Origin of the sequence: Rhizobium sp. CC1099, from assembly GCF_029714385.1 — a bacterium.
Taxonomy (GTDB): Bacteria; Pseudomonadota; Alphaproteobacteria; order Rhizobiales; family Rhizobiaceae; genus Rhizobium.
Genome location: NZ_CP121641.1, coordinates 1,570,464 through 1,596,479, shown reverse-complemented (window position 1 = coordinate 1,596,479; position 26,016 = coordinate 1,570,464). Strand labels below are relative to the sequence as shown.

31 protein-coding genes and 1 pseudogene are annotated in these 26,016 nt (G+C 55.6%); 12 read left to right on the top strand and 20 right to left on the bottom strand.

The window, feature by feature from the left end:
• Positions 1–168: 168 nt before the first annotated feature.
• Positions 169–351 (bottom strand): HNH endonuclease signature motif containing protein, encoded by a 183-nt coding sequence (locus QA644_RS08260; protein WP_283071911.1) that lies wholly within the window; start codon positions 349–351, stop codon positions 169–171.
• Positions 352–529: 178 nt separating this feature from the next.
• On the opposite strand from QA644_RS08260, the gene QA644_RS08255 reads away from it, so the two are divergent.
• The 4 genes from QA644_RS08255 to QA644_RS08240 all read left to right on the top strand — a co-directional run bounded on the left by QA644_RS08255 (position 530) and on the right by QA644_RS08240 (position 4,138).
• The gene (locus tag QA644_RS08255) at positions 530–712 is read left to right on the top strand and encodes a DUF3606 domain-containing protein (RefSeq protein ID WP_074068047.1); all 183 of its coding nucleotides are present in this window, start codon (positions 530–532) and stop codon (positions 710–712) included.
• A gap of 192 nt (positions 713–904) precedes the next feature.
• Positions 905–1,090, top strand: coding sequence for a hypothetical protein (locus tag QA644_RS08250; RefSeq protein ID WP_074068045.1), 186 nt, complete (start codon positions 905–907; stop codon positions 1,088–1,090).
• Positions 1,091–2,490: 1,400 nt separating this feature from the next.
• Positions 2,491–3,786 carry a site-specific integrase gene (locus tag QA644_RS08245; protein WP_283071909.1) on the top strand — a complete coding sequence of 432 codons (1,296 nt, stop codon included), beginning with the start codon at positions 2,491–2,493 and terminating at the stop codon, positions 3,784–3,786.
• Positions 3,764–4,138: a hypothetical protein gene (locus QA644_RS08240; protein WP_283071907.1), complete on the top strand. Its 375-nt coding sequence runs from the start codon at positions 3,764–3,766 to the stop codon at positions 4,136–4,138. The genes QA644_RS08245 and QA644_RS08240 overlap by 23 nt, the downstream gene beginning before the upstream one ends.
• Before the next feature lie 1,130 nt (positions 4,139–5,268).
• Here QA644_RS08240 and QA644_RS08235 read toward each other — a convergent pair.
• The 3 genes from QA644_RS08235 to QA644_RS08225 form a co-directional block, all read right to left on the bottom strand.
• Positions 5,269–5,607: a hypothetical protein gene (locus tag QA644_RS08235; RefSeq protein ID WP_283071905.1), complete on the bottom strand. Its 339-nt coding sequence runs from the start codon at positions 5,605–5,607 to the stop codon at positions 5,269–5,271.
• 234 nt (positions 5,608–5,841) lie between these two features.
• Positions 5,842–6,144 carry an HNH endonuclease gene (locus QA644_RS08230; RefSeq protein WP_283071903.1) on the bottom strand — a complete coding sequence of 101 codons (303 nt, stop codon included), beginning with the start codon at positions 6,142–6,144 and terminating at the stop codon, positions 5,842–5,844.
• Positions 6,110–6,412 (bottom strand): hypothetical protein, encoded by a 303-nt coding sequence (locus QA644_RS08225; protein WP_283071901.1) that lies wholly within the window; start codon positions 6,410–6,412, stop codon positions 6,110–6,112. Before QA644_RS08225 ends, QA644_RS08230 begins: the two co-directional genes overlap by 35 nt.
• A gap of 130 nt (positions 6,413–6,542) precedes the next feature.
• On the opposite strand from QA644_RS08225, the gene QA644_RS08220 reads away from it, so the two are divergent.
• The 5 genes from QA644_RS08220 to QA644_RS08200 all read left to right on the top strand — a co-directional run bounded on the left by QA644_RS08220 (position 6,543) and on the right by QA644_RS08200 (position 9,018).
• A complete protein-coding gene (locus QA644_RS08220; RefSeq protein ID WP_283071899.1) occupies positions 6,543–6,773 on the top strand; it encodes a helix-turn-helix transcriptional regulator in 231 nt (76 codons plus the stop codon).
• Positions 6,774–7,021: 248 nt separating this feature from the next.
• Positions 7,022–7,414, top strand: coding sequence for a hypothetical protein (locus QA644_RS08215; RefSeq protein WP_283071897.1), 393 nt, complete (start codon positions 7,022–7,024; stop codon positions 7,412–7,414).
• A gap of 436 nt (positions 7,415–7,850) precedes the next feature.
• Positions 7,851–8,390, top strand: coding sequence for a helix-turn-helix domain-containing protein (locus QA644_RS08210; RefSeq protein WP_283071896.1), 540 nt, complete (start codon positions 7,851–7,853; stop codon positions 8,388–8,390).
• Positions 8,387–8,605 carry an AlpA family phage regulatory protein gene (locus QA644_RS08205; RefSeq protein WP_283071894.1) on the top strand — a complete coding sequence of 73 codons (219 nt, stop codon included), beginning with the start codon at positions 8,387–8,389 and terminating at the stop codon, positions 8,603–8,605. Before QA644_RS08210 ends, QA644_RS08205 begins: the two co-directional genes overlap by 4 nt.
• A 62-nt stretch (positions 8,606–8,667) precedes the next feature.
• Positions 8,668–9,018: an AlpA family phage regulatory protein gene (locus QA644_RS08200; protein ID WP_283071892.1), complete on the top strand. Its 351-nt coding sequence runs from the start codon at positions 8,668–8,670 to the stop codon at positions 9,016–9,018.
• A gap of 214 nt (positions 9,019–9,232) precedes the next feature.
• Here the strand turns inward: QA644_RS08200 and QA644_RS08195 are convergent, their stop codons facing one another.
• From QA644_RS08195 to QA644_RS08185, 3 genes and pseudogenes are all read right to left on the bottom strand, one after another.
• Entirely contained in the window at positions 9,233–10,045 is an 813-nt protein-coding gene (locus tag QA644_RS08195; RefSeq protein WP_283071890.1) for a toll/interleukin-1 receptor domain-containing protein, read from the bottom strand.
• A gap of 135 nt (positions 10,046–10,180) precedes the next feature.
• Positions 10,181–10,450, bottom strand: coding sequence for a hypothetical protein (locus tag QA644_RS08190; RefSeq protein ID WP_283071888.1), 270 nt, complete (start codon positions 10,448–10,450; stop codon positions 10,181–10,183).
• 176 nt (positions 10,451–10,626) lie between these two features.
• Positions 10,627–10,824: pseudogene (locus tag QA644_RS08185) on the bottom strand (ATP-dependent DNA ligase); the annotation flags it as partial.
• Between the two features lie 321 nt (positions 10,825–11,145).
• Here QA644_RS08185 and QA644_RS08180 point away from each other — a divergent pair.
• Complete coding sequence (locus QA644_RS08180) at positions 11,146–11,646, top strand: hypothetical protein (RefSeq protein WP_283071887.1); 501 nt, start codon at positions 11,146–11,148, stop codon at positions 11,644–11,646.
• Positions 11,647–11,656: 10 nt separating this feature from the next.
• Positions 11,657–12,424: a metalloprotease gene (locus tag QA644_RS08175; RefSeq protein WP_283071886.1), complete on the top strand. Its 768-nt coding sequence runs from the start codon at positions 11,657–11,659 to the stop codon at positions 12,422–12,424.
• 180 nt (positions 12,425–12,604) lie between these two features.
• Here QA644_RS08175 and QA644_RS08170 read toward each other — a convergent pair whose 3' ends face one another.
• From QA644_RS08170 to QA644_RS08135, 8 genes are all read right to left on the bottom strand, one after another.
• Positions 12,605–14,575, bottom strand: a complete 1,971-nt coding sequence (locus QA644_RS08170) for a hypothetical protein (RefSeq protein ID WP_283071884.1) — start codon at positions 14,573–14,575, stop codon at positions 12,605–12,607.
• Positions 14,576–14,968: 393 nt separating this feature from the next.
• Entirely contained in the window at positions 14,969–15,472 is a 504-nt protein-coding gene (locus QA644_RS08165; protein WP_283071882.1) for a hypothetical protein, read from the bottom strand.
• 418 nt (positions 15,473–15,890) lie between these two features.
• Positions 15,891–16,199, bottom strand: a complete 309-nt coding sequence (locus QA644_RS08160) for a hypothetical protein (protein WP_283071881.1) — start codon at positions 16,197–16,199, stop codon at positions 15,891–15,893.
• A complete protein-coding gene (locus QA644_RS08155) occupies positions 16,196–16,384 on the bottom strand; it encodes an anaerobic dehydrogenase (RefSeq protein ID WP_283071879.1) in 189 nt (62 codons plus the stop codon). Before QA644_RS08155 ends, QA644_RS08160 begins: the two co-directional genes overlap by 4 nt.
• Before the next feature lie 46 nt (positions 16,385–16,430).
• On the bottom strand, positions 16,431–16,814 hold the full coding sequence (locus tag QA644_RS08150; RefSeq protein WP_283071877.1) for a hypothetical protein: 384 nt from the start codon (positions 16,812–16,814) through the stop codon (positions 16,431–16,433).
• Positions 16,811–17,107, bottom strand: a complete 297-nt coding sequence (locus QA644_RS08145; protein ID WP_283071876.1) for a hypothetical protein — start codon at positions 17,105–17,107, stop codon at positions 16,811–16,813. Before QA644_RS08145 ends, QA644_RS08150 begins: the two co-directional genes overlap by 4 nt.
• A complete protein-coding gene (locus QA644_RS08140) occupies positions 17,104–17,634 on the bottom strand; it encodes a peptidoglycan recognition family protein (RefSeq protein WP_283071874.1) in 531 nt (176 codons plus the stop codon). The genes QA644_RS08145 and QA644_RS08140 overlap by 4 nt, the downstream gene beginning before the upstream one ends.
• A gap of 229 nt (positions 17,635–17,863) precedes the next feature.
• The gene (locus tag QA644_RS08135) at positions 17,864–18,766 is read right to left on the bottom strand and encodes a hypothetical protein (protein ID WP_283071873.1); all 903 of its coding nucleotides are present in this window, start codon (positions 18,764–18,766) and stop codon (positions 17,864–17,866) included.
• 136 nt (positions 18,767–18,902) lie between these two features.
• On the opposite strand from QA644_RS08135, the gene QA644_RS08130 reads away from it, so the two are divergent.
• Positions 18,903–19,784 (top strand): hypothetical protein, encoded by an 882-nt coding sequence (locus QA644_RS08130; RefSeq protein WP_283071871.1) that lies wholly within the window; start codon positions 18,903–18,905, stop codon positions 19,782–19,784.
• 50 nt (positions 19,785–19,834) lie between these two features.
• Here QA644_RS08130 and QA644_RS08125 read toward each other — a convergent pair whose 3' ends face one another.
• From QA644_RS08125 to QA644_RS08105, 5 genes are all read right to left on the bottom strand, one after another.
• Positions 19,835–21,961 carry a tail fiber domain-containing protein gene (locus QA644_RS08125; RefSeq protein WP_283071870.1) on the bottom strand — a complete coding sequence of 709 codons (2,127 nt, stop codon included), beginning with the start codon at positions 21,959–21,961 and terminating at the stop codon, positions 19,835–19,837.
• A gap of 65 nt (positions 21,962–22,026) precedes the next feature.
• Positions 22,027–24,210: a hypothetical protein gene (locus tag QA644_RS08120; RefSeq protein ID WP_283071868.1), complete on the bottom strand. Its 2,184-nt coding sequence runs from the start codon at positions 24,208–24,210 to the stop codon at positions 22,027–22,029.
• Positions 24,211–24,214: 4 nt separating this feature from the next.
• Positions 24,215–24,637, bottom strand: coding sequence for a hypothetical protein (locus tag QA644_RS08115; protein ID WP_283071867.1), 423 nt, complete (start codon positions 24,635–24,637; stop codon positions 24,215–24,217).
• A gap of 14 nt (positions 24,638–24,651) precedes the next feature.
• Positions 24,652–25,254, bottom strand: coding sequence for a hypothetical protein (locus QA644_RS08110; RefSeq protein ID WP_283071866.1), 603 nt, complete (start codon positions 25,252–25,254; stop codon positions 24,652–24,654).
• Positions 25,255–25,267: 13 nt separating this feature from the next.
• On the bottom strand, positions 25,268–26,014 hold the full coding sequence (locus QA644_RS08105; protein WP_283071864.1) for a hypothetical protein: 747 nt from the start codon (positions 26,012–26,014) through the stop codon (positions 25,268–25,270).
• Between the last annotated feature and the right edge of the window lie 2 nt (positions 26,015–26,016).

Below are 26,016 nucleotides of genomic sequence, written 5' to 3'. Positions count from 1 at the left end.
AGGTCAATCCAGCACGGACCAGTAACTCCACAAGAGCTACTCCGCTCCTGCGCTCCGCATCATCCAACTGAAGCGTCGGCAGCCCTCTGCGGCCTCACCGTGCCCGAACGCCCGTCTCGCCGTACCCCCATGTACGCGCCTGCGATACCGAGGACGAAGGCGAAGCCGCTACCCCATCTCAATTGGATAACCATCGAGGCCATAGGTCACGACCATCTTGCCGTGATCAATCATCTTCTTCGCACTATCGTGATGATGTTTGCACAATGACTGCAGGTTCGACGGATCGAAGAAAAATTCGCCGCTGCCCTTGTGAGCTTTGATGTGGTCGACGATCGTCGCCTCGGTCACCTCTTCCCGTGATCAGGCAGAAACGACAAAGAGGTTCCATTGCCAACTGGTATTGGCGCAGTCGTTTCCACTCTGCTGTATCGTAAAGACGATGCCAGACTTTGGCCTCCGCTGAGCGCCGATCCGGAACCTTGGATTCCGTCATACGTTCAGCACCTGCAGTGGAAGGAGGCCAGCTATGGCAGACGACAAGAGCAAGCGTGGAGCCGCAGACCGCAACAAGGTCGCTGGCGGCGAACCTTACGAGGTTAGCTACTTCGCCAAGAAGCACGGCATCAGCCGGGATAAGGCTGAGGCAATTATCAAGAAGCACGGATCTGATCGTGAGGCCGCGAATAAGGCGGCAGAAAAGATCAAATAGCAAAAGCGGCAGGGAGGCGCCCGGTTTATCAGTTCCGGACGTCAGCCTGCCGCACGATCACCTTTCGTTCGCGGAGGAGGCGCGCCAGGTAGTGGCTGAACGACGCAAAAAAGGCGCCAACACGACTTATTTTATTTCTTTCTAAATTATACTTTGGTATAGGTCTCCCCAACTGTATGGGAGGAGTAACGTATGCAGCGAGTGGAACCGAATAACATCGGCACCGGAGCCACGACCCGTGTTTGGTCGGTCAAGGATTTTTCGAAACGGCGCCGACTTAAGGAGGAGGAAGAGGCTCGACTGCTACAATTGTTTGGACCATTCGCGTCCGCCAGCGAATTGCTGCACAACGCAACACGAGAGCCGCGGTGGCGGTAGGGTTCGGGACAGTCCCGGCGATCAACGCGAGTTAATACGTCCGCGGATCGGCAGCGCCCCAAATGGAGAAGGCCGCGCAATGGCGGCCTCTTTCATTTCCTATACGTCACAATGCGCCACGTTTGGGTACATGGGCTGCAACTTTCTCGTTATTGTTCGCCGCTGTCAGAGTTCTGGCAGCTTCACCTAGCGCAGCCTTACCAGCCCGGTCAGCGTATTCTTCGGCGTATCCAAGCCGGATGCCGATTGATTTGAGTGTGCCTCGACCGGCAACTTCTTCGATCACGGCTGCCGCTTCGCCTTGTTTGACCTCGGGCGTCTCCCAAGCTGGAGCGCCGCTGGACGTGTTTCCCTTGGGGTTTGACATGCCGCCCAGGAAAACTGCGCCCTTAGCTACCGCATCCTCACACTTCATTGCGCCGACAGGCAGAAGGGCATCCGCGTTATCGGCTCCCGCGACGAGGACCGAGAAAAGATCACGCCGCCGTCGAAAGCGACATTGGCAGCCTTACTGAAAGCAGCCGACGAAAATTTTGCTGTTCGCATCCGCTTTGCCGCAGCATCTGGACTGCGAGCATCTGAGCAATGGGCACTGAAGTAGAGCGATCTCGATCTTGATGAGGGGAGCGTAACTGTCTCACGGAGAATTGACGCACACGGCAGCATAGACACGACAAAGAGCGCTGCTGGACGCAAAACAGTTCCTCTCGGGAAGGCGACCATCGCTGCCCTCAAAGTTTGGCGCGATCGTAATAGGCAGACGGATAACGATGGATTCGTCTTTCCAGATGCCAGAGGCAACTTTACGCGCCACACTAATTTAATGAAGCCAAGTGGAAGCCTCTTATCAAGAGGGCCGAAGTCGACGCCCTCGGTTGGCACGCGCTCCGACACTTCGCTGTTTCCACTTGGATTGAGGCCGGCTTACGGCCTAAGGCAGTACAGGCCCTCGCGGGGCACGCATCCTACGCTATCACGATGGACCGCGACGGGCACCTCTTCCCCAGCGAGAATCACAAAGATGCATTCGACAGAACCTCAGAGGAGCTCGCATAAACGTGTGCCGTGCCAGATCATGTGCCGGTAATCCTGCCACATGTGCCGTAAACGCCGTGAAAATAGGTAATTTCGGCTCTGGATTTCGCCAGCAAACCATCTAGGGATGTCGGTAAATATCTGATTTCGCTGGTAAAATTTTGGTGAGAGCGATGGGGCTCGAACCCATGACCTACTGATTAAAAGTCAGTCCTGCTGTGTTTCACCGAGTTTCCTTGAGTTTCGCAACAGCTTGTTTTTACGCCGTTTTTCCCTTATATTAGGGAATGAAGCCTTACGATGTTTCACCTTGTTTCCGCGTTCGGTGGCGACTCGGTGGCGACTGCGAAGAAGAGAGGGACAACTTGCCGACAATCAAGATTAGCCGCAAGGCGCTGGCGGATATCACCCCTGGTGACAAGCCAGTCGTCTATTATGATGCGACTTTGAAGGGCTTCGGACTGAAAGTCATGCCCACCGGCGCGAAGTCGTGGATCATTGAATACCGCCCAGGCGCCGGCGGCCGCGGTGTTGCGAAGAAGCGCATCAAGATCGGAACGCTCGTGTCGCACTCGCCAGAAGCGGCCCGCGAGGAAGCTTCCCTCGCCCGCGTCACGCTCGGTTCGGATCCTGCCGCATCAAGGTCGGATGAGCGCAAGGGTCAGACCGTTGCGGAGGTGGCCGATGCCTGGCTCGCCGTTCACGTGCTGGTGAAGCGGAAGCCCAAGACGTACGACGAATACAAGCTGGCCGTTGAGCGGTACATCAAGCCCGTCCTGGGCTCTACGAAGTTTGCACTGGTCACCCCCTCGGACGTTAGCAGAATGCAGGCGTACATAGTTCGCGGCAAAGCGGACAAGGGAAATGGCGGGCGCACCATGGCGAACCGTGCGCTAGCCACACTTTCGTCGATCTATGGATGGGCTCAGGACCAGGAGCTCGTTGCCGACGGTTTCAATCCGGTGAAACGGATAGAGCGCTTCAAGGAAAACCAGATCGAGCGGTTCCTCACCTCGGAAGAAATTGGTTCCCTTGCTGCAGCGCTGATCGAGGCGGAAACGACCGGAATCCCGTATGAGGTCGACGCGAAGAAGGCGAAGGCTAAACACGCAGCCAGGCCCGAGAAGAGACGCACGATCTATGGCGAGCATGCCGTTGCGGCGGTCAGACTGTATCTATTCACTGGCTGCCGCCGAAGCGAGATCCTCAATCTGATGTGGAAAGACGTCGATCTTGAGCGAGGAATCCTCTTTCTGCCGGACTCGAAAACGGGCAAGAAGCCCGTGATATTGTCACCGCAGGCTCATGCCATCCTGTCCAATCTCACAAGGATCGGAAAATATGTGATTGCAGGAGCGGACGCAGGCACCAAGGATGAAAAGCCTCGCTCCGATCTCGATCGGCCATGGAAGGCGGTGACTGAGCGCGCTGGCTTGGCAAAACTTCGCCTGCATGATTTGCGGCACACGTATGCGAGCATTGGCGCTGGCGGCGGTCAAGGCTTGCCGATCATCGGAAAGCTTCTCGGCCACAAGAACATGACGACTACCCAACGTTATGCGCATCTGGATACCGACCCAATGAGACGCGTGGCCGGATTCATCGGCGATCATATCAATCGAGCCATGGGAGCCACCGATGGCAAAGCTGCCGCCGATTGACGTCCATGCATATTGGGTTCGCAACCTTCTACATCGCGGAAAACGGCCAGAGGCGTTGGCGCGATTGAATGCTGCGATCGACAGCGGAAAGGCCGGCCCTGAGACAATTGCGCTGGCGGACTATTTGGCCAATGCGAAACGCGGCCGACAGCCGTTCGGTGCGACCTATCTTTGGTACGAGATTGGCATCGATAACGATGAAATGCGTGCGGCTGGCATCGCTTATGACGAGCGGATGGACAGGCTCGGCGGCCGCTACATGCTGGCGAAGACGCAGATTGAGACAGCGGTTGCGAAGTTTGAGGCGAGCATGGATGCAGTGCGGAACGAGGAGCGCGACGGCGAAAGCTGAGGCTTACGTCAAGTCCCATCACTGGTTATCCCCGATATCCTTCGCTGTGGAAAACCGAAAAAACAGTTTCGGCCATGCTGTGAAACCTGTGGAATTGCGGCGTATCTAGCGTTTTTAGCCCGCCATTGCAATTGACCTTGCCAGCAAAGTACTGAATCTAAAGGCACTTTGATCTCTCAAGGTGCCTTCGTGTGTTGGCTTTGCGGTTTTGAGGCGCGCCGTTAAGCAAGCCGTGAGCCGCAACGCAGACCTAGCAATCTCGTGATAGCTCCCGAAGGCTTTTCAAGCAAGTGGCCGATAAGGAACTTAGCTATGGCTAAGGCACAGACTGGAAATAAGGCATCGTCGATCGCTGGCAAGGTTCTTGGCGGGAAGACACCGACCAAGGCCGAGATCAGAACACTGGCCGGATCGGTTCTCCGCCAGGATGAAACTAAAGGACCGCGCAAGTAGACGATGCACATTTTTGAGGGGCGGCTTCGGTCGCCTCTCTCTTTATGTTGTTGTTGCGCTGCTCACCATCCATACATAGCCACTGGCCCTGCTCTTAGTGGTACCAAAAAGATCCATCCGTGGGCCGCTGCTGTAGATGGATGGATTGATTTCGGATGAAACCTACGTTTCTATCTCGCTTATGGGTGGAAACTTGAAGACAACAGCAATTGCATTGTTGATTACTTTTTTATTCAGTCCATCGGCACGAGCTATGGACTACCCATCTTACGAGTCATTCGTTGACTTATTAAAAACCACGATGACCAAAGCATGCGAAATTGATCCGAGCTGCATTCAGAGGGTCACTAGCTTCGCTTACTTCCTATGGAAGAATCGAGACAAGGCAGATATTCAGTATAACGCAATGAAGTGTCTCGGTTCCTCAGCGATCAAGCGCGGCTATGTTTGGTCTCCAACTAAGGTACTCGACGACTTGACGCCGAAGACGTCGCAGGAAATCGCCTATGAAGTTTGCGATTGCGTCGTTGGATACTGGGGAAAGGACTGGGTTTGCCCCATTCCTAGGTAGTGCGTGCTCCTCCGACGACTCACTCTTGCTTGACCGCTGCGATGCAGATGAACGGCCGGCATTCGCGCCGACGCCGACTCGTTTTTCCACCTACCTGTGCTACCGGCTAAAAATCAAAATAGAGGGTCACTCCCGACCGCCGATGATAGCCGTAATAGTCAGGATAGCCGCCATAGTACCGAGGGTAGCCATAGTACCTCGGATAACCGCGGTACGCGTATGGGCGATAGTAGCAATTGCCGTAGTAACGGCAGGAACGGTAGGCGTATCGCCGGTTCCAATAGCGATCCGAACGCCAATGACCATGGCGCCGGTGTTTGACCTGCACCACATCGCCGGTTTGCACTTGTTCTGCTTTCGGCACAAAAACCGGCACGGCGTTTACCGGTAAGGCGAAGAATGCAGCCATGCCTACGGCTGCGAGGGCGGATAAGAGCTTTTTCATCGTGAACTCCTCCTCGCCGACCATCATAGAACCATCGAGCCTGAACCGCCAATGAACGTTGCGTGTGCCGCGACTTGCGCTTTTGCGGAGTTCTGCATGTTTTCCGGCATGCCGATTGGCAGCGTAGCAGAGTCAACCGGCCGGCGCGCTGCTTGTGTTGGCGCAGATGGTGACCGCGCCGGCCATTGGTAACTGGGAGCCGCGCCTTTCGGCGGGCCGGCGCGAATGCCGCGCCTAAAACTTTTTTTGTGGGGTGATGAGTTCCCACAACTCTCCGAGCCGGTATGATTTGAAGATCAGCCAGTCCATCGCTGATCCGCGCATCCCGTTGCACTCCCGGCATGCGACGGCGAGGTTGTCGCGATTCGTCCATCCCTTGCGGCGGCCAGTCATCAAGTGTTCGAGCGTGGCGGCGTCAGGTCGATTGTGGTCGGCGCCGCGAGACATGATGACCATTGGCTGATCGCAATAGCAGCAGTGACCGCCTTGTTTCTCGAATAGCTCACGTATCAGTGTGTGCTTGACGCCTGTCTTCATTTGGATTCCCGGATGGGATGAGACCGAAGCCATAGACCGTGCGAAACGGGCGACCAGCAATCTCACCCGAAATGAGTTGAATGTAGAATAGCTCTCGGCCCATCATTGACCGCGAGCGAGACAAAATGATTGCTTCACTGTCATGAAACATGACGCGATCGCCGATCTGGAAGCGGTATGGCGAATTGACGCGATAGGTGCGTCGTCTTCTTCCGACCAGACTGCGCGGCAACGCGATTCTATCGACTTCAGCTTTCGTTGCATACATTGCGGGGCTCCTCGTTGACTTTGGGTTAACGAAAATAACCCTAGCGGTTATCTATATTACCGTCAAGCACAAAAATGACCGCTACGTCTATTTTAATTGCCTTTAGAGACGCCATAAGGTATCTAAAGTTATGATTACGAACGGACAAATTCGGGCGGCGCGCGCTTTGTTGGGGTGGAAGCAGACCGAGCTTGCATCGGCGGCCAAGCTATCAGAAATGAGCGTCAAGAACATCGAGCGCGGAGTCACGGATTCTCGTATCAGCACACTTCAGGCGGTAAAGTCCGCGCTTGAAGCAGCCGGTATCATCTTTATCGATGCAAACGGCAACGGGCCAGGCGTCCGCCTCCGGGATCGTTAGCATGACCGCCCACCGCGATAATCAGAGCGTGCGTCGGGATGTCCGCAGGATCTCGGTTGCGCCCCCCAATGAGAAGCAAATGACGGTGTGGAAAGATCGTCTCAAGAAGGCTAAGTGCAATAGGGAGAGCTCTCAGCCATGACCGACACGTGCCAGCCCAGCATGCGCGACGTTCCACTGATGTTCAACGGCATGAACGTCTACAACGACGCCCCGAAGGCTCGCTCGGGCGACGATAGGAGATCCTAATGCTTGAAGTTAGCAACGGTTTGCCAAATCAGCTTATCGACGCGAAGGTGCTGTTTACCGGGCAGATCGTTCTCAGCCCTGATCAGGAGAAATTCAGATACACTGGCGAAGAAGGTATCCAGATCGAGTTTTGGTTTGATTTTAGGCCTGATGCCGTACCGCGCGTGCGGACCGAGAATGATGGCAATTCATACCTAGTAGTACTCGTCAACTTCGGCGATCCACTTGGAATGGCCGCTTCAGGCAAGATAAGCGCAGCATTCGCGGGAAGTGCGATAGGCCGTAGTGGTACGTGGCAATTGCGCTACAATCTCGTTGTTCAGAACATCGGCGAATCCAACCGACCTACCCGCTTGGTGACATTCACACTCGCCGAAGCGAGGCTAGCGTGAGCGGCCAACCTCCTCAACAGCCTTCGATCGGCTCTTCGATCGAGAACATCTACATCTCGAGAAGCGTGAAAGTTGCTCCTGTGTTCGAGTACGAACTCGATACGCTTGCTAGCAGCTCTTTTTCCTCGTCTATCTGGTATTCGGGCGCTGCCGGCCTCGTGTCTTTTGCAGCTGGTGTCTTTGTGAACGCCGCCTTTCAGGAGCAGTTAACGGCTAATGCATATTTGCTGACGTGGCGAATAGCTCCAATTTGCGCCCTTTCTTCGGTTGTCGGCTTCGTTATCGCTTGGATTGCGGGCAGAAGAGGAAGTCGCACACTCCGCGAGATACGGAAAAAGTTTGCAACTCACACGACTTAACCGGGAGGCTGCAGCGCTCCAAACTTGACCGCCCTCACCCGACTCACCTAGCTTCCGACCGCGGCCCACCAATCCGCATGCGATCCGTCACCACCGGACAACCAAAGCCTTGGCATTCGTGCCGGCGGCATTTTTATGTCTCTCTTGTTTGGTGGCTTGTGGTCGATTCCCGTATTCAAACTTCAGCACACTACTACGCCCGCTTCGCCGAGCCTCTCGACCCCGATAAAGGATGGCAACGAGAGGACGTCCAACTCGCGTTCGCTTTCGGTATGAAGGAGCGGTCCATCCGTCGGCTACTGAGCCTCAAAGAAGTTGCCGAACTTCTCGCCGTGTCCGTCTCAACTATCAAAGACTTGGTTCACCGCGGCGAGCTTGCGTATGTCAGCGCTGGCCGCGGCACGGAGCGACGTCACCTCACGTTTGCCCCTGATCAAATTGAGAGCTTCATAAAGCGGCATACCACGCGCGAGTACCATAACCCGGCGCCGACATTCCATGTCACCACTCGCAAATCAAAGGCGGATCTTGCTCTCGAGCGAGCATTGGCTGGCAGCGGCGACTTTACGGCTCAATACGAAGCTCGGCGCGCGGCGGCCAAGGCGAAGAAGAAATGACACAGAAAATTTCACCAGAAGAAAGCGTCATCCTCATCGCGCCCAAAGAAGTCTCACGCCTCACAAGTCTCAGCCGAACCCAAATCGATCGCTACCGGATGGACGGGCGATTCCCTGTTCCGGTGGTGCTTGGATGCAAGCGAATAGCCTTTGTGAAAGCCGAAGTCATCGCCTGGATCGAAGATCGAGTTGCAAATCACAGAAAGCTTGCATGAGACGCATACCTGACGAAGTCGCAATTCTCGTCTCGCTCAACGAAGTCGCCAGGATGACAAGCATGTCACGGACGATGGTGAACAAGTATCGCCAGCAGGGGCGCTTCCCACAACATGTGGATCTCGGCGACCGACGCATAGGATTCGTAAAAGCAGAGGTGGTCGATTGGATCAATGCCAAAATTGCGGCACGAGTGCCCCCGCCAAAGCCCGTTGGCCCAGATCAACTGCGCGCGAAGGTCGCCCAGGCATACGAAGTCATCGCAATCTTGCTGCTGGGAGAAGGCAAGTCGCTCGACGTAGCGATGCCCGAAGGCAAGCGAGCACTCGAATATTTCCGGTGCGCTGGTTATAACGCGCGATTTTTGCCGTTCGCTCATCCGAGTGCCAGGCCGAAGAAGGAGCGGACGTGACTGACCAGCCTCGCCTTATCGGCCGCAAAGAAGCCGCCGCTTACTGCGGTTTAACGCCTTCAGGTTTTTCGATGTGGGTTGCCACCCACAAGATGCCGCCGGCAATCCCCAGCACGCGAAAGTGGGATCGTAAGGCGATCGATAAATAGGACTCACGCCTGCGGATCCGAAAGATCTCTGCGAGCGGTGGATGAGGATGGGGGCAGATAGGTAGCTACAACTTGGCGTTTGAGATCAACCGTTGCATTGAGGGGCTCGGGGGCACATCTCTGAATGGCTCACTCCAGCCGTGGACAATCCCCTTTATTCCCACGTCTGCAGTTTTTATCTTTTTCACCTTCAGCTGCAGAGGACGCTCTGGCGTGATCGCTCCGCCCATGGGAGCAAATGTAATGCCGTTGGCGTCTACGCCTGGAAATGGTTTTTCATAGAATTTGGTCAACATCGGCTGGCCGTTGTTGACCTCGATTTGTACTTCATCCTGTGCATTTGCGACCAATAGAATAAAATTAGGATTGGGCTCCATATAATGAGATGCCTCAATCTGTAGAGCTATTTCGTTCTCGGCGCCGTCCTTGATGGACCACGTCAAATTAGAAAAGTCCTGATGCTGGGGCGTAAAGGAACTATTGCCCTGTACGACATTGACAATCTGATGGATGGCGACGTCCAAACCAACAGAATAGAGGTCAATGTAAAGATTTTGCCTCAGAACCTCAGGCAGAACAACGTTTCCGAGCCGCACGGGGATCAGCCTTGTTTCGCCCTTGGTCGCGCGCAGAAGTGCATTCTGCCACTCGATTTTGACGAGGCCACTTTCGAGCGCTAGCTTTGAAACGAAGAAGAAGACAAATTCAGGAGCACTCAGGCCTTCGTTCATTTTTTCGATGATGCCGTCTCCTGGTTTGATTGACCAAGAGTCATAGAAAATTGCCTCCTCTCCGAATATGTCTCGAAGCTTGAGAGCTACTGGTTCGACGACGGGCTTATCCTCGTGTTTGTGGCTGAGGAAAATTCGGTGAGGCATCGTTCTGCTCCGGCGAGTCATTTGGTGCATCTTAACGGATGTCGACGTGAGTACGCCACCTCCGATCACAACTTTTTGGTTTACCCACTCCGCGTCCAGATCGCGTCTTCGTGGTAAGGCTGGAACGGCACCGACCTACTCCTCTGAGAGATACCCCTCGACGTATCCGTTCACAAAGTCCCATCTCATGCCGAGGTCCTGCCTGACCAAGTCGTAGTGGTCGTTGAATCTCTTGATGAGAGCACCTTCAACATCCGGATCCCAGATTGTGGCCTCATGGCCCAGACGGACGCTGACAAAGACCGAAAATTCCCGGAGCCCGAATGGTCTTTCGTCATCTGCGCGCATGAGCTCGACGAATTCATCGGCAAGAGCGATTACTTCATTGGATTCGATATTCGACATACTGCAATCCTGCGCGCTAAAACTGTCAAAGATTAGCAACTCGCCACCTGAATTGTCTATCACCAGCGAATGTCGGGAAGACGTTCAATCAATCTCATAGATCCCCGCATTCTCATCCGGATCCCGCAGCCCCTTATATGACGACTGCCGCAGCTTTCCGTCACGCGTCCAGGCGCGCCGTCCCATTTGATTTCGAAGGCCCATTCCGGCCCTTTGGGCGGTCTGGGTTTCAGCAGTGCCAGGCACGGCTCTACGCGGTCTGGCATCGGATCGAGGGGAAGGTTCGGCTGCGCCGGATCTCGCGGCTTGCGCGGCCGGGATCGAACTGGCGCGTCGGTGGCGAGGAGAGGCTTGGAAGGTGGAGACTTTGCCATCTGATGATTACATCAGGGAATACTTAAAAAGAAAACGAAATTTGAGACAATGACGACGGAAGAATATCAGCCGAAATATAAGTGGCAGGAAACGTGGCCGGGTGAAGGGCACAAAGACTATGCCTGCTGGGATGGCGATTTGCAGTTCGGGCGTATTTACCTCGATCTAACCAGCGGATCGCGCGTCGGCCAGTGGCGATGGGCGATGGTACCATCCCTTGGCAGGGGCAGAACATCCTGCGACTGACAATTTCTTCTCCCACGAGTCGCATTATTGAACTTTGGATGATAATCTAGAATGATATACAGCAGGAGGGGAAAATGCTGTTCAGACTGTGCTTCGCATTCACGACGATGTTCGCAGGTTTCACAAGTACAACTCTGGCTCAAATGCCCTGCAACCCGCAGCCAGCGGTGAATCTGATAACCGATATGCAAAACGGCACTGTTAAATACCAGTTTGTAAGCCCATTTGTATATCAGACACTCATGGCGCAAAGTAATGGCTCTGGATTTTTCCCACAGCTCGCACAATTAGGGCCAATCGCGAACGTTGTTCCAATTGGCCGACAACCGCTTCCCTACGGTCTGGTCTGTGGCTTCCAAGTCCAATTTGTGTCTGGTGCGCAAATGGTCTGGCAGATTGCCGAGGCTTTTAATCAGATTCAGGGCATCAACTTCAACACAGTTCAGGCAGGGCCGACCCCCACTAGGCCCACTGGTGGAACAACACCGCCCCCCATCAACCGGCCAACATCGACCGACCCGGTTCCTAATGATCCATCTGAAGGTTGCCGACTTTACCCAACCCTCTGCAGCTGAGGAAAAAGCCATGCTGACCCGTCGCAATTTTATGAAAGGTTCGATGAGCGTTGCGGGTTGTTCTTTCTGCGGGCGCTACGCAAAGGCTCAGTCGGCCTCAACTTACAGTTCCTCGGCCGGATGTATGCTCGAAGATTGGGAAGCTGCGCCCCTCATGCAAGACGAAGACATCATTTCCTACGCAACAGGGAACGAGCCCATAATTCCGCAATCCGGAATACCCGGCTTTGATAGAGCGCTAGCAAACTCTCTTGCCCGGCTTACTGCCGTTTTCAATGTCCTTCCAGGATTTGGCTACTACGATGATACCGGCTCAAACAACGCATATGCAACACGCGCGAAGCGGATGAATAACGACGACGGAACAGTACTATTTGGTAAAAGCATGCTCCAGGATCTTCTCACACGTACCGAAGCTCCAGATGCAGCCGTTTTGGCAGTATGCGCCCATGAATATGGGCACATCGCTCAATACAAATATGGTCTACAAGATAGATTGATGGCCGGACAACCCACGGTCCGGCGCGCGGAATTAAATGCGGATTACCTAGCCGGTTATTTTGCAGGAAAGCGCAAGCTCGCAAATGCTAATTTCCCAGCTGTGATTTTCGCGACTACTCAGCAATCTTTCGGAGACAATAATGTAAACAGTAAGGGCCACCACGGAACTGGTCAGGAACGCGGAGCTGCGGTTCAAGCAGGTTTCGAAGCGGCTTTCACGCAGAAACTCGACCTTAACGGCGCGATCGCGGCTGGATTAGCTTATGTCGGCGCCTAGCTGTCGTCGATACCGCCTATACGAACAGATCAAAGGAATGCATGGACGCTAGCCGTCACTGAGACAGCGCCCGCAATATCTCCTGAAACTCCCTAAGATTGACGTTCGGCAGGCGTATTGTGTCTGGCTTAACCGCGCGGCCTCAGTGCGTTAGCCTGGGAGCCTGAGTGGTCGCCTCACCTATCGTCTCCGGTGATACCGTCCATCAAAAGTCGTTGCCTTTACAACACCCTCGGAAGCAGCTCGAAAATCAAATTCCGGCTTGTCTTCCCAGACTTGATCCAAAATTTTTGAGGCGATGGCACTTTTGTCCTTGGGCAAGAACCGCGCGTAGTACGCCAGGATCGTCCTCGGAACGTCGTGGATCACGTAGCTCGCATACTCAACGGAGCCCGTCGTCTTGAGAATATGAACGGCAAGCACGTGCCGCGCGCAGTGCGGTCCGTGAGGTAGCAGACCTTTGATAGCCCCGCGATCAGTGTATGGATTGTAGATGCCGTACCGTTGGACAATTAATCTCCACGCATCATAGAACGTCGATTGGGTGAATTCCGCGTTGCCTGGACGCCTGTCCAGCCATCGCACAAAAAAGGTGCCGGGGTCGTTCTGTCCGCCTAGGAGATATGGTCTATGCTTGCGAACGTACTCGTTGATGTAAAGATAAAGATTGCCTCTGTCTGCAAGCGTCATCTCAAAAGGACTGCCCTCAAAGAACTTTGATTTGTAATTCTTAAAGGCAACGGTCGGGACGAAAACTTCCCAGGCCCTCTTGCTCTCATTCCATCGCAATTCTCCCCGTTGCCCCTCTTCGAGCTCGGTTTCGCCGCGTGGATTTTGGCCAGGCATACGGACCAATAGCTCCCGAAGGTTCTTCGATCGGAAACCGAGAACCAGCGCCAAACGGATCATGAGCAGGGAGCGGACCGCAACCGCAGCTGAACGTGGCCGATCATTCAAATCGGGAACTCTGCGCTCAATCTCGTCTGCTATTTTCAAGTATTCTTTCAGCGGACTATCCGCATTTAGAACGGGGAGCACGGCTTCAAACGGATTTCGATGCCGCCGAGCCACGCGGTTGACGTCAGCGCGTCTTTTCACGATCTCGGTGAAAGAGCGTTCGCAGGTGGCTGGCCAATCGCCCTTGGCCCGTTCGACGTCCTCGACGGAAATCAAGCCGGGTATCGGCGTCAAAAACGCACCTAAATCCGGACGCTGCGTCAGCCAGCCAGTTTTTGGTTGCAGGAGACAAACAGCAGTGCCCATAAGGGTCACCTCCCCTAAGGTTAGGAGCCCTCCCCGGCGTTCCTGGCACCACCAGAGATACCAGTCCCACACACTCGAAAACGCCAGTATCCCCATCGTCAACTGGGGCAGCGGAACCCCGTGGCCATTCAGCTCACCGCCCGGTGACGCGGCCAGCGCCCCAAAGATCCTCCCCAGCCGCTGTATGGACATGAGCATGGAAAACTCCGTCCATACCCCCGAACGCCGAAATCCCGTTCTGGTAAAAGTTGATGTCTTGAAAAGCGCCAGATCCTTGATCTCTTCTGCTAGACGCGGCGGAGCGGCGATAACACCATGCGTTCGAGTGAGAGTCGCAGCAAAGCGGCGCTTGCCCATCCAGCGCCAATGCACAAGGCTACGGCCTTCATGCTCGGTCACGAACGGATTTTCAAATTTGATCGAGTATGGGGTCTTGGAGCGCGTTCTTTGATAAGCGTTAAAATCTGTTGATCCCCGCAATATCGATCGACGCACCCAGTCGACAATCTCTTCGCGTTTCTCTGCTGGAAGAAAGAAGAAATCGGACGGAAGGTGCCACGCGATTTCGTGCAGGTTACCCTGATAAGCCTGCCCTTGGCGTGCGCCATACGGGGCAGTTGGCTTGCCTATTCTCCGAAGAAAATATCCTCTCGGCAGCTCGTATCGGTCTTCAACGAATTCCAGTGCCTTGAAAGTGTGGGCCTTTCCCGGCTGTCCCTTGCCTAGCACCCACCTTCTAAGCGTGACAAAGGCAATTCTATGCCCGGCGTCCGACATCGCGTGCAAGAGAGACCACGTCGTCTCGTCGTGGTTCCTTATCTGATATCGAAGGGCCTCTGCGAAATCTGCTGGTTCGTCGCCCAGCATTGATTTTGACGGTGCGGCCATCTCGGTTCTCCTGCAAGAAGCCTAAGTGCTCGCCCTCCATACAGAGTAGATCACGGCACGCCTGGCCTGGGGCGGTGAGATGCTAGACCGGGCCGCGTAGGAACACGAACAGCAAGACTGCGAACGGAAGCGCGGCGAGAGCTAAGGTCTGAAGCCTGTCGCTCCTTTTCGCCAGTCGGAGAGCAAAGCCAACAGCAACGGGTGCGGCCGCGAGGCATATAAGCAATGCGATATCCCAAGTCATGATCACGTCCCCCATTGACATGATCCTATCAAAAATCACGACAATTTACGAACATCTCACGCTCTGGGCGTGACCACAAAACAATAAAAGCCGCCTCCCCGGCTAAGGAGAGGCGGCTGGATTGTTAGCGCGTCGTGCGCCCAAGGGCGTCAGGCTACTTGCCGAAATTTTCTCTTGTGATGGTCACGATCGATAGAATCGTTGCAGCGCCGTACAAACTTCGCCCTCACGACATCGCCAAGACTGACGCGCGATTTTTTGTGCAGCCAGCGAGCCACATCGACCCAGTCCCATAGCGGGCTTTCAGAGCTAACGCGCGCAACAGGGAGTGGGAACCCCTGGCCGCGCTCCCCTTTGGCATACTGACTTACGGCCGCGCGTGTGAGGCATGCCCGTTCGGCGATCTCTGATAGGCTGACGAGATAATCCGGCTCTACGCGCTCAATATCGGCGCCAGCTACCTTTACGTCCCGTATCGCTGATGTAACGGCATGCGCGAAGTTGCGCGCCTCCCGGCTGAACTCCAATAGGATTGCGCCGCGCGCAAACGTGATCGTTGCGTCATCGCAACCAGCCTCGTAGAAGCGGTCTTCGAAGTCTTCCGCCTGTGGATCCAAGCCAGAGGCTATGATCGTGAATTTAAAATTTCCCATCACTCGCTCCTCAGTGGGAACATCTTTTTCCACAGCGAATCAGCGCTTTGGCGTGTTCCTCTGGATTTTTTGGTGTTGACCACACCGATACTTGGCAGCCATTTCTATCATTATGAGGGCATAGCATCCGACCCCAGCAATGAGCACTTTTGCCAGGTTGCTTATAAGTCCATTTCAGGTCTTCAAGGTAAGCCAATGCAGCCTCAATTTCCTTGTTCGGGTGCTGAGGTCTGCCGCTCAAGTCGATGGCCTCAACATGATATCACTGTTAACAAATGTCAACACCATATTGTTCCATATAGGCCCCGCATGGTTAATTTTTTGCCAAGGCACAGTTCAACGAATGCAACTAGATGAGAATCATCTAGCACGCGGAACTGGAAAAATCTCTCGAGGAAAATGGTTCTGAAGGTTTTTTCTACCCACGCGAGGTTCTCGGCTTCGCTTGATTTTCGACAATGCGATCGACGCGCAATGTCATGTTGTCGACCGCTGCCTTGACGCCGCTGATCGCTTCCATGATTTGATCTGTCGTCTCGCGAAGTCCCTGCTTGGAGACATAATTCTCAGCCACGTAGAGCTTGTGGCCGGCTAACGCCTCGGCGACACGCTCAGTCTCCTTGCGGCTTTCCGCGACTTTGTTATCGATTCTCCACCAGATGCCCCATCCAGCGCCGGCGACCGTAAGGAAGAAGAGCACAGCCTTCATTATTTCTTCAGGCGTCATTTCTTCACCGCCTTGCCGCCCGCCAAAACAGCATCGCGATCGGCGTAATAGTCGCGGAGTGCCAAGTGGCCCCGAGCGCAGGACAGCAGTCGCTCGCGATCCTTGATCCACAACTTCTCAAGCTGCGCCTGCACCAGCGGCTTGTCGCCGAGGTCGACCGGACCAACGCACCGCTCGAGCAGCACGCTATCCGGTTTGCGCAATACGGGAGGCGGAGGGACGACGACTAGTTTATCGTATCTTGTTGATACGGCGCACGCTTGGAGCACCAAGCACAGGCTTGCCAGCATCAGGATCTTGATCAGCTTCACGCTGGAGCTCCTCAATTCGTTCTTGTAGGGATTGGTTAGCGGCCTGCATCTCGGAAATTCGAGCGGCCTCGCGTGCCTTGGCGGCGTTGTTTGCCGCGTCCTGGCGCTCGACTTCCTTGTTGCGCGCGTCGGCCGCAGCGGCCTTGAGTTCGGCGATCTGGCTCTTGTAGTAAGCCTCGGCGCGTTCATACCCGCGATGGTCGACATACAAGTACGCACCGCCCGCCAGCGCCGCCGCGAGAGCGGCAACGATTAGATAGGCGGCCAGGCTGTTGAGGCCGAGCGCCTTTGTGATCCAAGTCATGTCAGTTGATCCTCCGGAGTGGATGGCTTTGTGACTGGCTCGACGGGATAGTAGGCGCCGCCCGCGTTGTTCGCCGCCGTGAACGACTTGACGTAAGCGCGTAGGTCGAGGTGCCCTACCCCCATGTACGCACCAGCAACGCCGAGCACGAAGGCAAATCCGCTAGCCGCCACGTAAGCGGCTTGCAGATAGATGATGGCCAGATAGATCGCGCCCCATGCCAGCGCGACGTTGAAGGCGACAAGCCATTTGGAGAATCGGCGGCTGCTGGTCTTTCCGACCTGCCCAGTCATAGCCGGCCCGCCACGGCAGCCCGCAGCAAGTCGCCGCATGCCTTGGCTCCCTTAACCTCCGGTGCGAACGCTAGCCTCGTGAAGTCCCACTTGCCGCGCTGCTTGATGCCGAGATTGGTCTGCACTTCGGCGTGGCTCAAAACCGTCTTAGGGCTGACCGGGATGCCATAAGCGCGGCACAGATCAGCAACCACATCGGCCAACTTGTCCCACTGCGCCTTCGTCATCGGCGACTTGCCGGGATTGAACGGCGCTTCGGTCGCCAGGGCCATGCAGCACAGCGAAACACCGATGCTGCCGCTGTTTGCGTTGAGTGCATGAGCAGCATAGCCCTTCTTCGCCGGGGATTCGTTCAATGCAATTGATGGGCGACCGCGGACGACATTGCCGTCGGCTTCAATCAGAATGTGGTAATGCTCCTTGTCGAAGTCGGTGGCCTTGTGACCGCCGGCCGTCCAATGGCAAATCACGCGATCCATCTTGACGCGCGGAAGCCACTCCGCGGGCAGCGTAGTTGTGGTGGTCATTTGATTTCCTATTGGTCTGTTAACTATCCGAAGGCACGGCGAACCTCGTCGCCAACTCGCTTCGGTTCACCGTGCGTTTCCTTTGAAAAAGAAAATGGCCCGCCGAAGCGAGCCTTTGAAACTGGGCGCTGAGATTACGACTGCTATTCACGAAACTTGAATTTCTCGCTGCCCAGTGCGGGGTGGCCGAACCACGAGGCCATGCGTCAATCATCATTGATGGAATCGGCTATCGCCTTTGAAAGACAGGCTGTGCGGTCCATGCCTCACTACCGTTGCGGAATACCGGGCGAAGCGATGGCTGATGCGTCATCTTCAGCACATCCGCCATTATGGTGCCGTCGTGCCCCTGGTACATCACCCCGTAACCGTGCTGGGCGATTATGGTTATCCCGAATGCCGTGAATGCTGCTAGAGCATTCCCCAAGTTGGCGATATGTTGGTTCTTATAACGATCATGCTTGATCTGATTATAGGCGTCCCACCAATCGGGAGCCCTCTTCTCAAAAACATCAAAAGGCCTGAAGAACCCGAGATTTTCGTATTGAGAGTATTCTAGGCAATAGTGAGACAAGCCGGCATATGGCTCTATTTTCTGATAGTCACCAAAGTTGAGCCGTTTTACTGTCTTCTCCGGATAGGCGTTCGCGCGCAATATGCCTCTTAGCTGATTTTCCACTTCCATTGCACAGAGGAGTATGAGGTTTCGAATCCGATCGCCGAAAGCGCTGAGATTGCGTGAATCTGGATGCACATGTTCGAATAAAATTTGCAGATCGCGCCAGAGGATTCGAAACTGCCTGATCGCATCCTTCCTATGGGCTTGGTCAGATGGAGGCTCATCGGTGTCTGCAGACCCGGTGCCCACAAACGGCCTGTACAGGCGCGGGAAATAATGTCCGATATCCGTTTCAGAGGCTTCAAAGCAGAACTTCGACGGATCCTTATCCTTATAAAATTCCAGGCTGGGAACTAAACCCTTTGAAAGTATGACCGCTAGTTCTCTTAGGTTCGTCGCCGCAACAGTGATCGTTGGGTCGAAAACGTACTTGGCAATACCACCGTCAATTATCCAATGCGATGCGAAACCGCTGTTGCTGTCGAATGCTGTGATGGTCACTACCTTCGCCATCTTGGCCTCTTTGATTCGATGCCCATCAGCAATTTGCTTCATAACCTATGTTACAAGTACTGATTGAAAGCAGACTCGACAGCCTCTAGCGAGGATATTACTGAAACGATGGGTTGAGAGGCAAGGAGGACGAGACTTGGTCGATCAAAGAATCCGACCGCCAAGCGAGGCGGCGCATTGTTCAGTGCTAATTCGAACCTATTTTTGCGGCGGCGACGGGGACAAGAAGCAAATCGCGACCGCTAGTGGCTTTTTCTCACGGCTCGACGACACCATCTTTTTGATTACAAACTGGCACGTGGTCACCGGGCGGCATCCAGAAAGGCCTCGTCAGACATTGCCCGGCATCCCGATGTCACCCACCCATTTGTCGTATGCGCTTGTTGCGTCGGACCGGACCCCCATAGAATTGCCGCTGGTGCCACTTTATATTGAGGGAGAACCGATTTGGCGCGAAAGCCCGGAGGGGTTCGAGCAAGTCGATTTGATAGCGATCCCCATGGCCCCTGTTCGAGAACAGAACGTTTACACGTGGGTAGAACGGTTCGCGCCTTACATCGACAAGGCACTTTCTCCGGGCGTAGAAGTCTGCCTGATAGGCTACCCGTTTGGTTTGACGCCATCAAATCCATTCCCCGTTTGGAAACGCGCGATGGTCAGCTCAGAACCGTCATTGCCGCTTGAAGGGCGTCGGTGTGTATTTCTGGATATGCCTGGCCGACCGGGAATGTCTGGATCGCCTGTATACTTCGTAGGGCCAGGTTTTCGAGTTACCCCAGAAGAAGGAGCCGCCCTACATTCAGGTGATCTCGACAGAATGATCGGAACTTATCTCAGCATACCATCGGAACGAATGGCGGACAGTTTACCCGTGCTCGAGTTCGCTGGGGTCTATTCTGGGTCCTACGGTGATGAAAATCTGGACCGGCTAAACCTCGGCAGATTCTGGCCAGCCTATCATTTGAAAGAGATCGGTACGACCCCGCGTCGCGGGAGAAACCCCTATCCTCCCGTTTAGTAGAGTTGGGCTAGGCGAGAATCTCGCGCCCAGCCGTCTATCGTGGCGGATCAGGTCTCCAACACTTTGAGACGTGCCTCCTGTCGCTTGACGACCTCGAGCAGTGCCGAGAAAGCTCGTCCGTATTTGAAATCCTCGACTTCTCCATCCTCGCCGCGCACTACCAGCGGCTCAAGACCCAGCTCGGCTGCTTCATCCGCGATCGAGCCCATATGCAACTGATCTTGATCATCACCTGAGCAGAGACTGGTGTAGAGAACGCCGCGCAGCTTTAGGAGCGCGTCCAGCATTTCGTCTGGGATAGGCTGGACGTTCGTCTTGTATTTTAGGGCCGATGTGGAGCGGCGAGCGCGACCATCCGACTCGATGTTGACGTTGGCGGCATTGGCAGTCGTGTCGCTATAGATTGGCAGCGAAATTATGTTCGTGCCGTTGTAGCTCAGGAAGGTGACGCTGTTACGCTGGAAGGTGACAGTCCCTGCGCCCCATTTCTGATCGTAGGCAGTGCCCCACGAATTCTCATTGTTGGCAAGATAGCCCCAAGTATCGACCGCGTTGCCGGTCATCTTCTGGAGGTTGATCCTGCCTGCTGTGGCCCACGAGCGAATGAAGTAGCCGGACGTGCCGACCTCCCCGTCCGTCAGTTCATCGAACGTGCGGCGATAGGCCCCGGTTTCGAAGGTGATGCGCTTGCCGGCCTCGGCGCGCGGAACCCAGGTGATGGGCGTGCCGTTTGCCGCATTGTCGCCGGCGACGCTGTTCGCGGTCGAGAGGTTGCAGAAGAACTCGCCGCAGAAGCGAAGCACGTCGCCGGTCTGCGTGCAAGTGTTGGTGGTCGTGCGAATACGGCCGCGAAGCTGTTCGGTTGGAGCGCCATCCGTCGTCTGTGAGGCGACATAAGCCGCCGACGTTTCGACGAAGCATCGCTGCACCAGATCGACGTTCGACCAATAATCGAAATCGAATACCCAACGCGAGGCGGCATCAAAGCGGCAGCCAATGAAGCTCAAGCCCTGTGCGCCGCCGAGACCTGTGATCCGGTAATTAAGCCTGATCAGGTGTCCGTTTACGCCGGTTCGCGTTGCTTTCGTCGTGGCGGACTGTTCATTGTAGAACTCGCAAGCAATGAAAACCGTGTCGGAAATTCCGTTCGTGGAGAGCGCCACGTTCGGGCCGCCTTCGACCGCCAGCGCACCGCCGCCCTCAAAGCGGCATTGCTCAAAGTAATTGTTGGTCAGGCCAAAGTCGTAGATAGCCTTGTAATCGGCGGTGAACCACGACGGCAGGAAGGCGGTTGCCAGCATATTCGTGCTGGTTCGGCTCCATGTGGCGTCAAGGCGTATAGCGTCTTTTTTCCATGCGCCGCGAACGTCGAGGCCTTCGTAGCTCCCCCGAGAAACGCCGCAAATATGGATACCAACATCCCACGCGTCAGAAGTCGTCGGGGTCTGAAGCGTCATATTGCGGACGCCAGCATTCTCACCGAGGACCGCAATAGCGACCTTTATCGGTGTATCGCTGCCCGTACCGCTTTCATCCGTCCAGAGACGAGCCGTTCCAGCTCCATAGGTGTGGAGCACGCTGCCCGTATTCGGATGATCTACGCCGCCAGTCGTGTCGCCGTATTCGAGCAACACGTTATGACGGATATCGCCCTCAAGAAAGCACGACGCCGGGATGGCAAGGAAGTCGGAGAAATAGCCGAATCCCTTATACCTAACGATGCCGCCGCGCAGGTGATAGCGAAGATTGAGGGCCGCCTGAATTGCCGTCTGGTTCGTGGCCGCGGTAGTCGCGCCGTCTGTGCTGTCGACAAAGCCGAACCACTCAGCCCGCATGTCGCCAAACAGCCAGCCGCCGTCTTGCCGGACCCACGCGCCGGCGGTGGCGGCTATGTCATCCGCCTCAATATAAATACCTTCCTGCGGATCGGCCGCGATCAGTGTCGAGAAATCACCGGTTTTCCAACTGAAGGAACCCTGGCGTCCGGCTTCGGCGAGATACATGACCTGAAACGCGTCGGTATCTACAGCCTTGAGCGCCGTTCGAGTTGCGGCGATCCGACCCCCGATGTTTTCCTCCAGCCAAGTTCCCCAAGCCCTAATACGCGACTTCTCCGGCTGGTAAGGTTCTCCGCTAGGGCCGTCTGCCCAGATGGTGTTTGCATTCTCTGCCATAACGGCTCCCATAGAAAATCGCCCCGGCTCTGAAGCCAGGGCTAAAAAATACGATGTCTTGCGGATTAGGTGACGACGGTGGTTACCGACGCCTGCGACGCGGATGGAATGCCGGAGATGTTCTCAGCTCCGCACCAGTATTTGTATGTCCCTGCACCGGGCGTATCGTTGAAGTTAATCGTCTGGTTGGCAGTCACCGAATACTGTCCGATCAACGTTGCAGCGGCGAAGCTTTGTCCCGTCGTGCCGCGCTTGAAGATCAGATAGCGGGTATTGTCATTTGCCGCCTTTGCGCTGACCGGAACCGTTGTGACCGAGTTTGGAGCCGTCAGGTTTATCGGCGTCCCCGGCGGTGTGGAGTCTACCGTCGACGTGATGTTCGCCGTGATCGACCAATCGGAATATTTGCCTTTAGACGAAATGAACGCGACCTGTATGTCGAGCAGTTCGTCCGCTGGCACCGTCCCGGTTGCTAGGTCAACGTACCCGCCAAAAGCCGTAGTGTCTGGAAACTGCTGTTCAATCCATGCGCCGGGGTTGCCTGAACCTGCATCCGCCACGCGATACCGAACCGTCGGCGTCAGGCTGTCGTCATCCGGATCGATGATGACCACCCGGATATAGACGCTACCGGAATTGGATTTGGCCTGTACCAGATTGATGACGGGCGTCACCAATCCCGCCGGGTTTGGAGCGGGCGGAACAGGAGGCTGTTGCCCTTCGTCCGTCGCCGGCGTCCATGCATCGATGTTCTCGGGATGCTGGACGATATCCATCGTGAACCCGCCGCGTGTGATCGAAAGCAGAGCACGGCGGTTTTCGATGATCTCGCCATTCAGCCGAGGCAGCCGGTTCGGCGTCTCCAGCCGGTTCCAGCGGTTGTAGACCGCGTTGATGCCGGAGAGCCTGACATCGAGTGAGCCGCGCACCTTCTCCTGAATGCGCAGCCATTCGCGCTTGGCAAGTCTGCGGGCCTGCCGCCACTGATGAACCCATGTATATTCCGCTTCCTGCGCCAGCACGCGGCCGGCGCTGATCTGCGCATCCGTGTCCTCAAAATAATCGGTGTCAGCCGTCGCATAATCGATGGCCGGATAGGTGAACTTCGGAACGAGGCGGTTGATTTCGTCCTCGAACAGCACGTCGTACTGGATGTTATGTCCGACGATATCGGCATCCGCCAGAACGCCGCACCGGCTCTCGCGGAACTTGCCGACCGTCAGGATACGGGCGCCATCGCCGCGGGCTACCAGATGGCCGTCACAGGCCGCCAGAATGGCATTCGTCGCAGCCTTCGGGCCATTCTCGGTGGTATCGAAGCCGTTGCACTGGTAGCGCTTCTCCGTGCCGCCTCCGTTCACCGGTACGTCTTCATCGCAGATGTCTGCTTCTTCGATCCACAGATCTAGGACCGGAAGGATGGCCTTGGTGTAATCGAGCTTTTCACCGAACTCGGAAAAGCACAGATGCCATGCCAGGATGACGGCGCAGTTCTGTGTCCACTCCCATGTGCTTTCGTCGTCCGGGTCTTGCGCCGGGTCTCGGAAATCCCAGCAATAGGCAAGATCGGCCTCCACCGAAACGGACGGCGCATTGTAAGGAAACCGCGCGCTGAAGTTTTTCTGGTCCGGTGTCTTTGCGATCATGGCAACGGACGCTTGCCCATCGCCGCGATGCGCCGAAGTCCATGACTCGGGGATGAGCGCTACTATGTCGCTATATGCAGTTTCCGGGGTTAGCCCGAGCCGGGAGTAGAGCCTTACCTTCTGATCGGCATAACGACCACCCGGCAGGCCATTTACAAAATTGCCGGCGCCGATCGTTACTTCATCATCGTGCAGATAGTAGCGGTTGATTGATTTGATGCGATGGCCGGTGAGAGCCTGCACGGAAAACAACCGAGGGCCCTTCGCCTCCCATAGCATGTAGGCGCCGGCAATGCGGGTTCGACCGACGCCCCACCACCGATAAGGAATGGATTGCGCCTTCGGAACCTTGCCGTCTTCCGGCTTTGGAGTCTTGACGCTTGGCGCGAGCAGCAGCTGCAGGCCGACCGTCAACGCCGTGGTCGCGATGGCCGCTGCCGCACCAACTGCAAACGACGTGAGCGCGGTACCGGCCCCGAAGATCGGAGTGAACAACGCCGTAAAGATCGGCGTAAAGATCGGATCGAAAAGAACCTGGCTATAAAGCGAAGTTGTGCATGCCAGCCCGTAGCGCTGGAGCATCATTCTATGATGAAGACTCAAGATATTACGCTCCGCGGTTGGCGGTTGGCAGATGCCACGCGGCAACGAATTGAAGTGGTTTGGCGCGCACACCGTCGGGCGCTAAAAGCGCCCAGAGCGGACCAAATCTGATGGCGCCTATTTCTTTGATCTTTCCGTCAATCCCAGATGGTGCCAGAACAATTCCGACGTCTCCGGAAACGGGCTTGCGAGTTCGCTCATAACCAAGTGGCTCAAGTCCACTCGCAAAAAGCGCCTTAATCCCTCCGGCAGACGACAGCACTTGCAACGCCCCCGGCTCATCGCGATACGTGCCGCGCACCTCTGAGGCGGGATCCGTCCCGGTCTGCTCTGCAACCCAAGACGCACAGAACATGATGCAGTCTTCTCCGGCGCGGCCGCCCCACCGAAACCGATGAGGCAAGCGCAGATATTCATGCAGCGTCATGTGATATCCAAAAATTAGGTGTAATGCGGCCAGACGGGCTGGACGCCGCGCGATAGGCGAGCGGTGCCATCACAAAACAGGTCAGTTGGCGAAATCGCCTTCTGATGCGGACCAGACCACAGCGAGCGAGATGGCCGTGAGCGCGTCGTCTCACCAGAGACAACCGAAAGAGCCAATGTCAGTGTTGGCGACTGCGTCCCTTGCACGGCTGCGCTCGATTCCGATACGTGGGAAGCGGTGCCCGTCCAAATCGGAATAATATTGCTCATTGGCTGGAAATAATCGTCCAGCGTGGTCAGCCCGAGCTGCACAGCAGCTCCGCGCAGCGGCGGAAGACTGTCTAGCATTTTCCCGCCGGTCGCAGGATCGATTCCGGCAACGGTAAAGTCGACACTGTCTGCCGTACCGTTTACCAGAACCTCAAGCGTCGGAACGCCGATAAGGACGCCGCCACCCAGATAAACTGTGCCGTCTGGATCTATGCTATCGAAGCCAACTGGAATATCGTTGACGCCGAACCAGATGTGCAGCGCCGGATCAGTGTCTACGCGAAGAAATATGCCAAGCTGATGGCTGCCGCGCATCGCATCGACTACGGCATCAGGAACCCAACCCATAGTCCCTCCAAGGCTAAAAAGCCTCCGAAAATTGGATGCTTTGCTGCGTTACAAAGAACGCCTCAACAACTGACGGCAGAGTGAACTCCGCCTTGAATTTGGCAACGAACCGTGGGCGAGCGAACTCGATGCGCGTGTCCACGCTAACCGCCTCGCGGAGTGGTGGAGCAAGCGCCAGCGTGTAATCTCTGTATGATCCGACATCGTCCGTTCCGGATGTCGAGGCCAGCACATCCCAATATCGATAGGCGCGCCAGCCCTTTGCGGTTGCGTGGTAGATTGAAAACCAATCCGACCAACGCAATGGACGAGACAGACCGTAAACGCGCATCTTGAGAATGCCTGCGTTCAGGGCCGCGGCTTCCGTGACCACTCCCCAAACGGTAGCCTGGCTGTAACCAGAGCCATCGTCGAAGTAGGAACCATCCGAATGTGGAATGCCCGTAACGATCGGCGTCGGCAACTTGCCGATCTTCGGGAATGGCCCAAACCAATCGGTGATGATTGGAACGTTGATAAAGCGATAGCCGCCGTTCAATCTGGCGCCCAGCCAGTTTATGTACTCGTACTGCTCGGCGTCTTTTATTTTGCAGTCTTCATATGTCGCAATGACGATGCCGCCGCCGCTCATCTCTATGGTCTGACTTTCGCCGGTTCCATTGCGGCCGCCATCGATCGACGACCCAGCAACGTCATAGCTGGTCTTGACTGGCGACAGGAAGTCTGCCGCCAGCGTTGGCTGATTTAGGTAATTGGCCATCG

Excerpts from the sequence above, each read along its gene's own strand:
- QA644_RS08240 (WP_283071907.1), top strand. The coding sequence starts at position 3,764 with ATGGCAAAGCTGCCGCCGATTGACGTCCATGCATATTGGGTTCGCAAC.
- QA644_RS08190 (WP_283071888.1), bottom strand. The coding sequence starts at position 10,450 with ATGTCGAATATCGAATCCAATGAAGTAATCGCTCTTGCCGATGAATTC.
- QA644_RS08195 (WP_283071890.1), bottom strand. The coding sequence starts at position 10,045 with ATGCCTCACCGAATTTTCCTCAGCCACAAACACGAGGATAAGCCCGTC.
- QA644_RS08140 (WP_283071874.1), bottom strand. The coding sequence starts at position 17,634 with ATGACCACCACAACTACGCTGCCCGCGGAGTGGCTTCCGCGCGTCAAG.
- QA644_RS08210 (WP_283071896.1), top strand. The coding sequence starts at position 7,851 with ATGCGATCCGTCACCACCGGACAACCAAAGCCTTGGCATTCGTGCCGG.
- QA644_RS08165 (WP_283071882.1), bottom strand. The coding sequence starts at position 15,472 with ATGGGAAATTTTAAATTCACGATCATAGCCTCTGGCTTGGATCCACAG.
- QA644_RS08145 (WP_283071876.1), bottom strand. The coding sequence starts at position 17,107 with ATGACTGGGCAGGTCGGAAAGACCAGCAGCCGCCGATTCTCCAAATGG.
- QA644_RS08225 (WP_283071901.1), bottom strand. The coding sequence starts at position 6,412 with ATGTATGCAACGAAAGCTGAAGTCGATAGAATCGCGTTGCCGCGCAGT.
- QA644_RS08235 (WP_283071905.1), bottom strand. The coding sequence starts at position 5,607 with ATGAAAAAGCTCTTATCCGCCCTCGCAGCCGTAGGCATGGCTGCATTC.
- QA644_RS08135 (WP_283071873.1), bottom strand. The coding sequence starts at position 18,766 with ATGGCGAAGGTAGTGACCATCACAGCATTCGACAGCAACAGCGGTTTC.
- QA644_RS08230 (WP_283071903.1), bottom strand. The coding sequence starts at position 6,144 with ATGAAGACAGGCGTCAAGCACACACTGATACGTGAGCTATTCGAGAAA.
- QA644_RS08215 (WP_283071897.1), top strand. The coding sequence starts at position 7,022 with ATGCTTGAAGTTAGCAACGGTTTGCCAAATCAGCTTATCGACGCGAAG.
- QA644_RS08160 (WP_283071881.1), bottom strand. The coding sequence starts at position 16,199 with ATGACGCCTGAAGAAATAATGAAGGCTGTGCTCTTCTTCCTTACGGTC.
- QA644_RS08125 (WP_283071870.1), bottom strand. The coding sequence starts at position 21,961 with ATGGCAGAGAATGCAAACACCATCTGGGCAGACGGCCCTAGCGGAGAA.
- QA644_RS08255 (WP_074068047.1), top strand. The coding sequence starts at position 530 with ATGGCAGACGACAAGAGCAAGCGTGGAGCCGCAGACCGCAACAAGGTC.
- QA644_RS08115 (WP_283071867.1), bottom strand. The coding sequence starts at position 24,637 with ATGACGCTGCATGAATATCTGCGCTTGCCTCATCGGTTTCGGTGGGGC.
- QA644_RS08205 (WP_283071894.1), top strand. The coding sequence starts at position 8,387 with ATGACACAGAAAATTTCACCAGAAGAAAGCGTCATCCTCATCGCGCCC.
- QA644_RS08175 (WP_283071886.1), top strand. The coding sequence starts at position 11,657 with ATGCTGACCCGTCGCAATTTTATGAAAGGTTCGATGAGCGTTGCGGGT.
- QA644_RS08105 (WP_283071864.1), bottom strand. The coding sequence starts at position 26,014 with ATGGCCAATTACCTAAATCAGCCAACGCTGGCGGCAGACTTCCTGTCG.
- QA644_RS08250 (WP_074068045.1), top strand. The coding sequence starts at position 905 with ATGCAGCGAGTGGAACCGAATAACATCGGCACCGGAGCCACGACCCGT.
- QA644_RS08150 (WP_283071877.1), bottom strand. The coding sequence starts at position 16,814 with ATGACTTGGATCACAAAGGCGCTCGGCCTCAACAGCCTGGCCGCCTAT.
- QA644_RS08110 (WP_283071866.1), bottom strand. The coding sequence starts at position 25,254 with ATGGGTTGGGTTCCTGATGCCGTAGTCGATGCGATGCGCGGCAGCCAT.
- QA644_RS08170 (WP_283071884.1), bottom strand. The coding sequence starts at position 14,575 with ATGGCCGCACCGTCAAAATCAATGCTGGGCGACGAACCAGCAGATTTC.
- QA644_RS08220 (WP_283071899.1), top strand. The coding sequence starts at position 6,543 with ATGATTACGAACGGACAAATTCGGGCGGCGCGCGCTTTGTTGGGGTGG.
- QA644_RS08200 (WP_283071892.1), top strand. The coding sequence starts at position 8,668 with ATGTCACGGACGATGGTGAACAAGTATCGCCAGCAGGGGCGCTTCCCA.
- QA644_RS08180 (WP_283071887.1), top strand. The coding sequence starts at position 11,146 with ATGCTGTTCAGACTGTGCTTCGCATTCACGACGATGTTCGCAGGTTTC.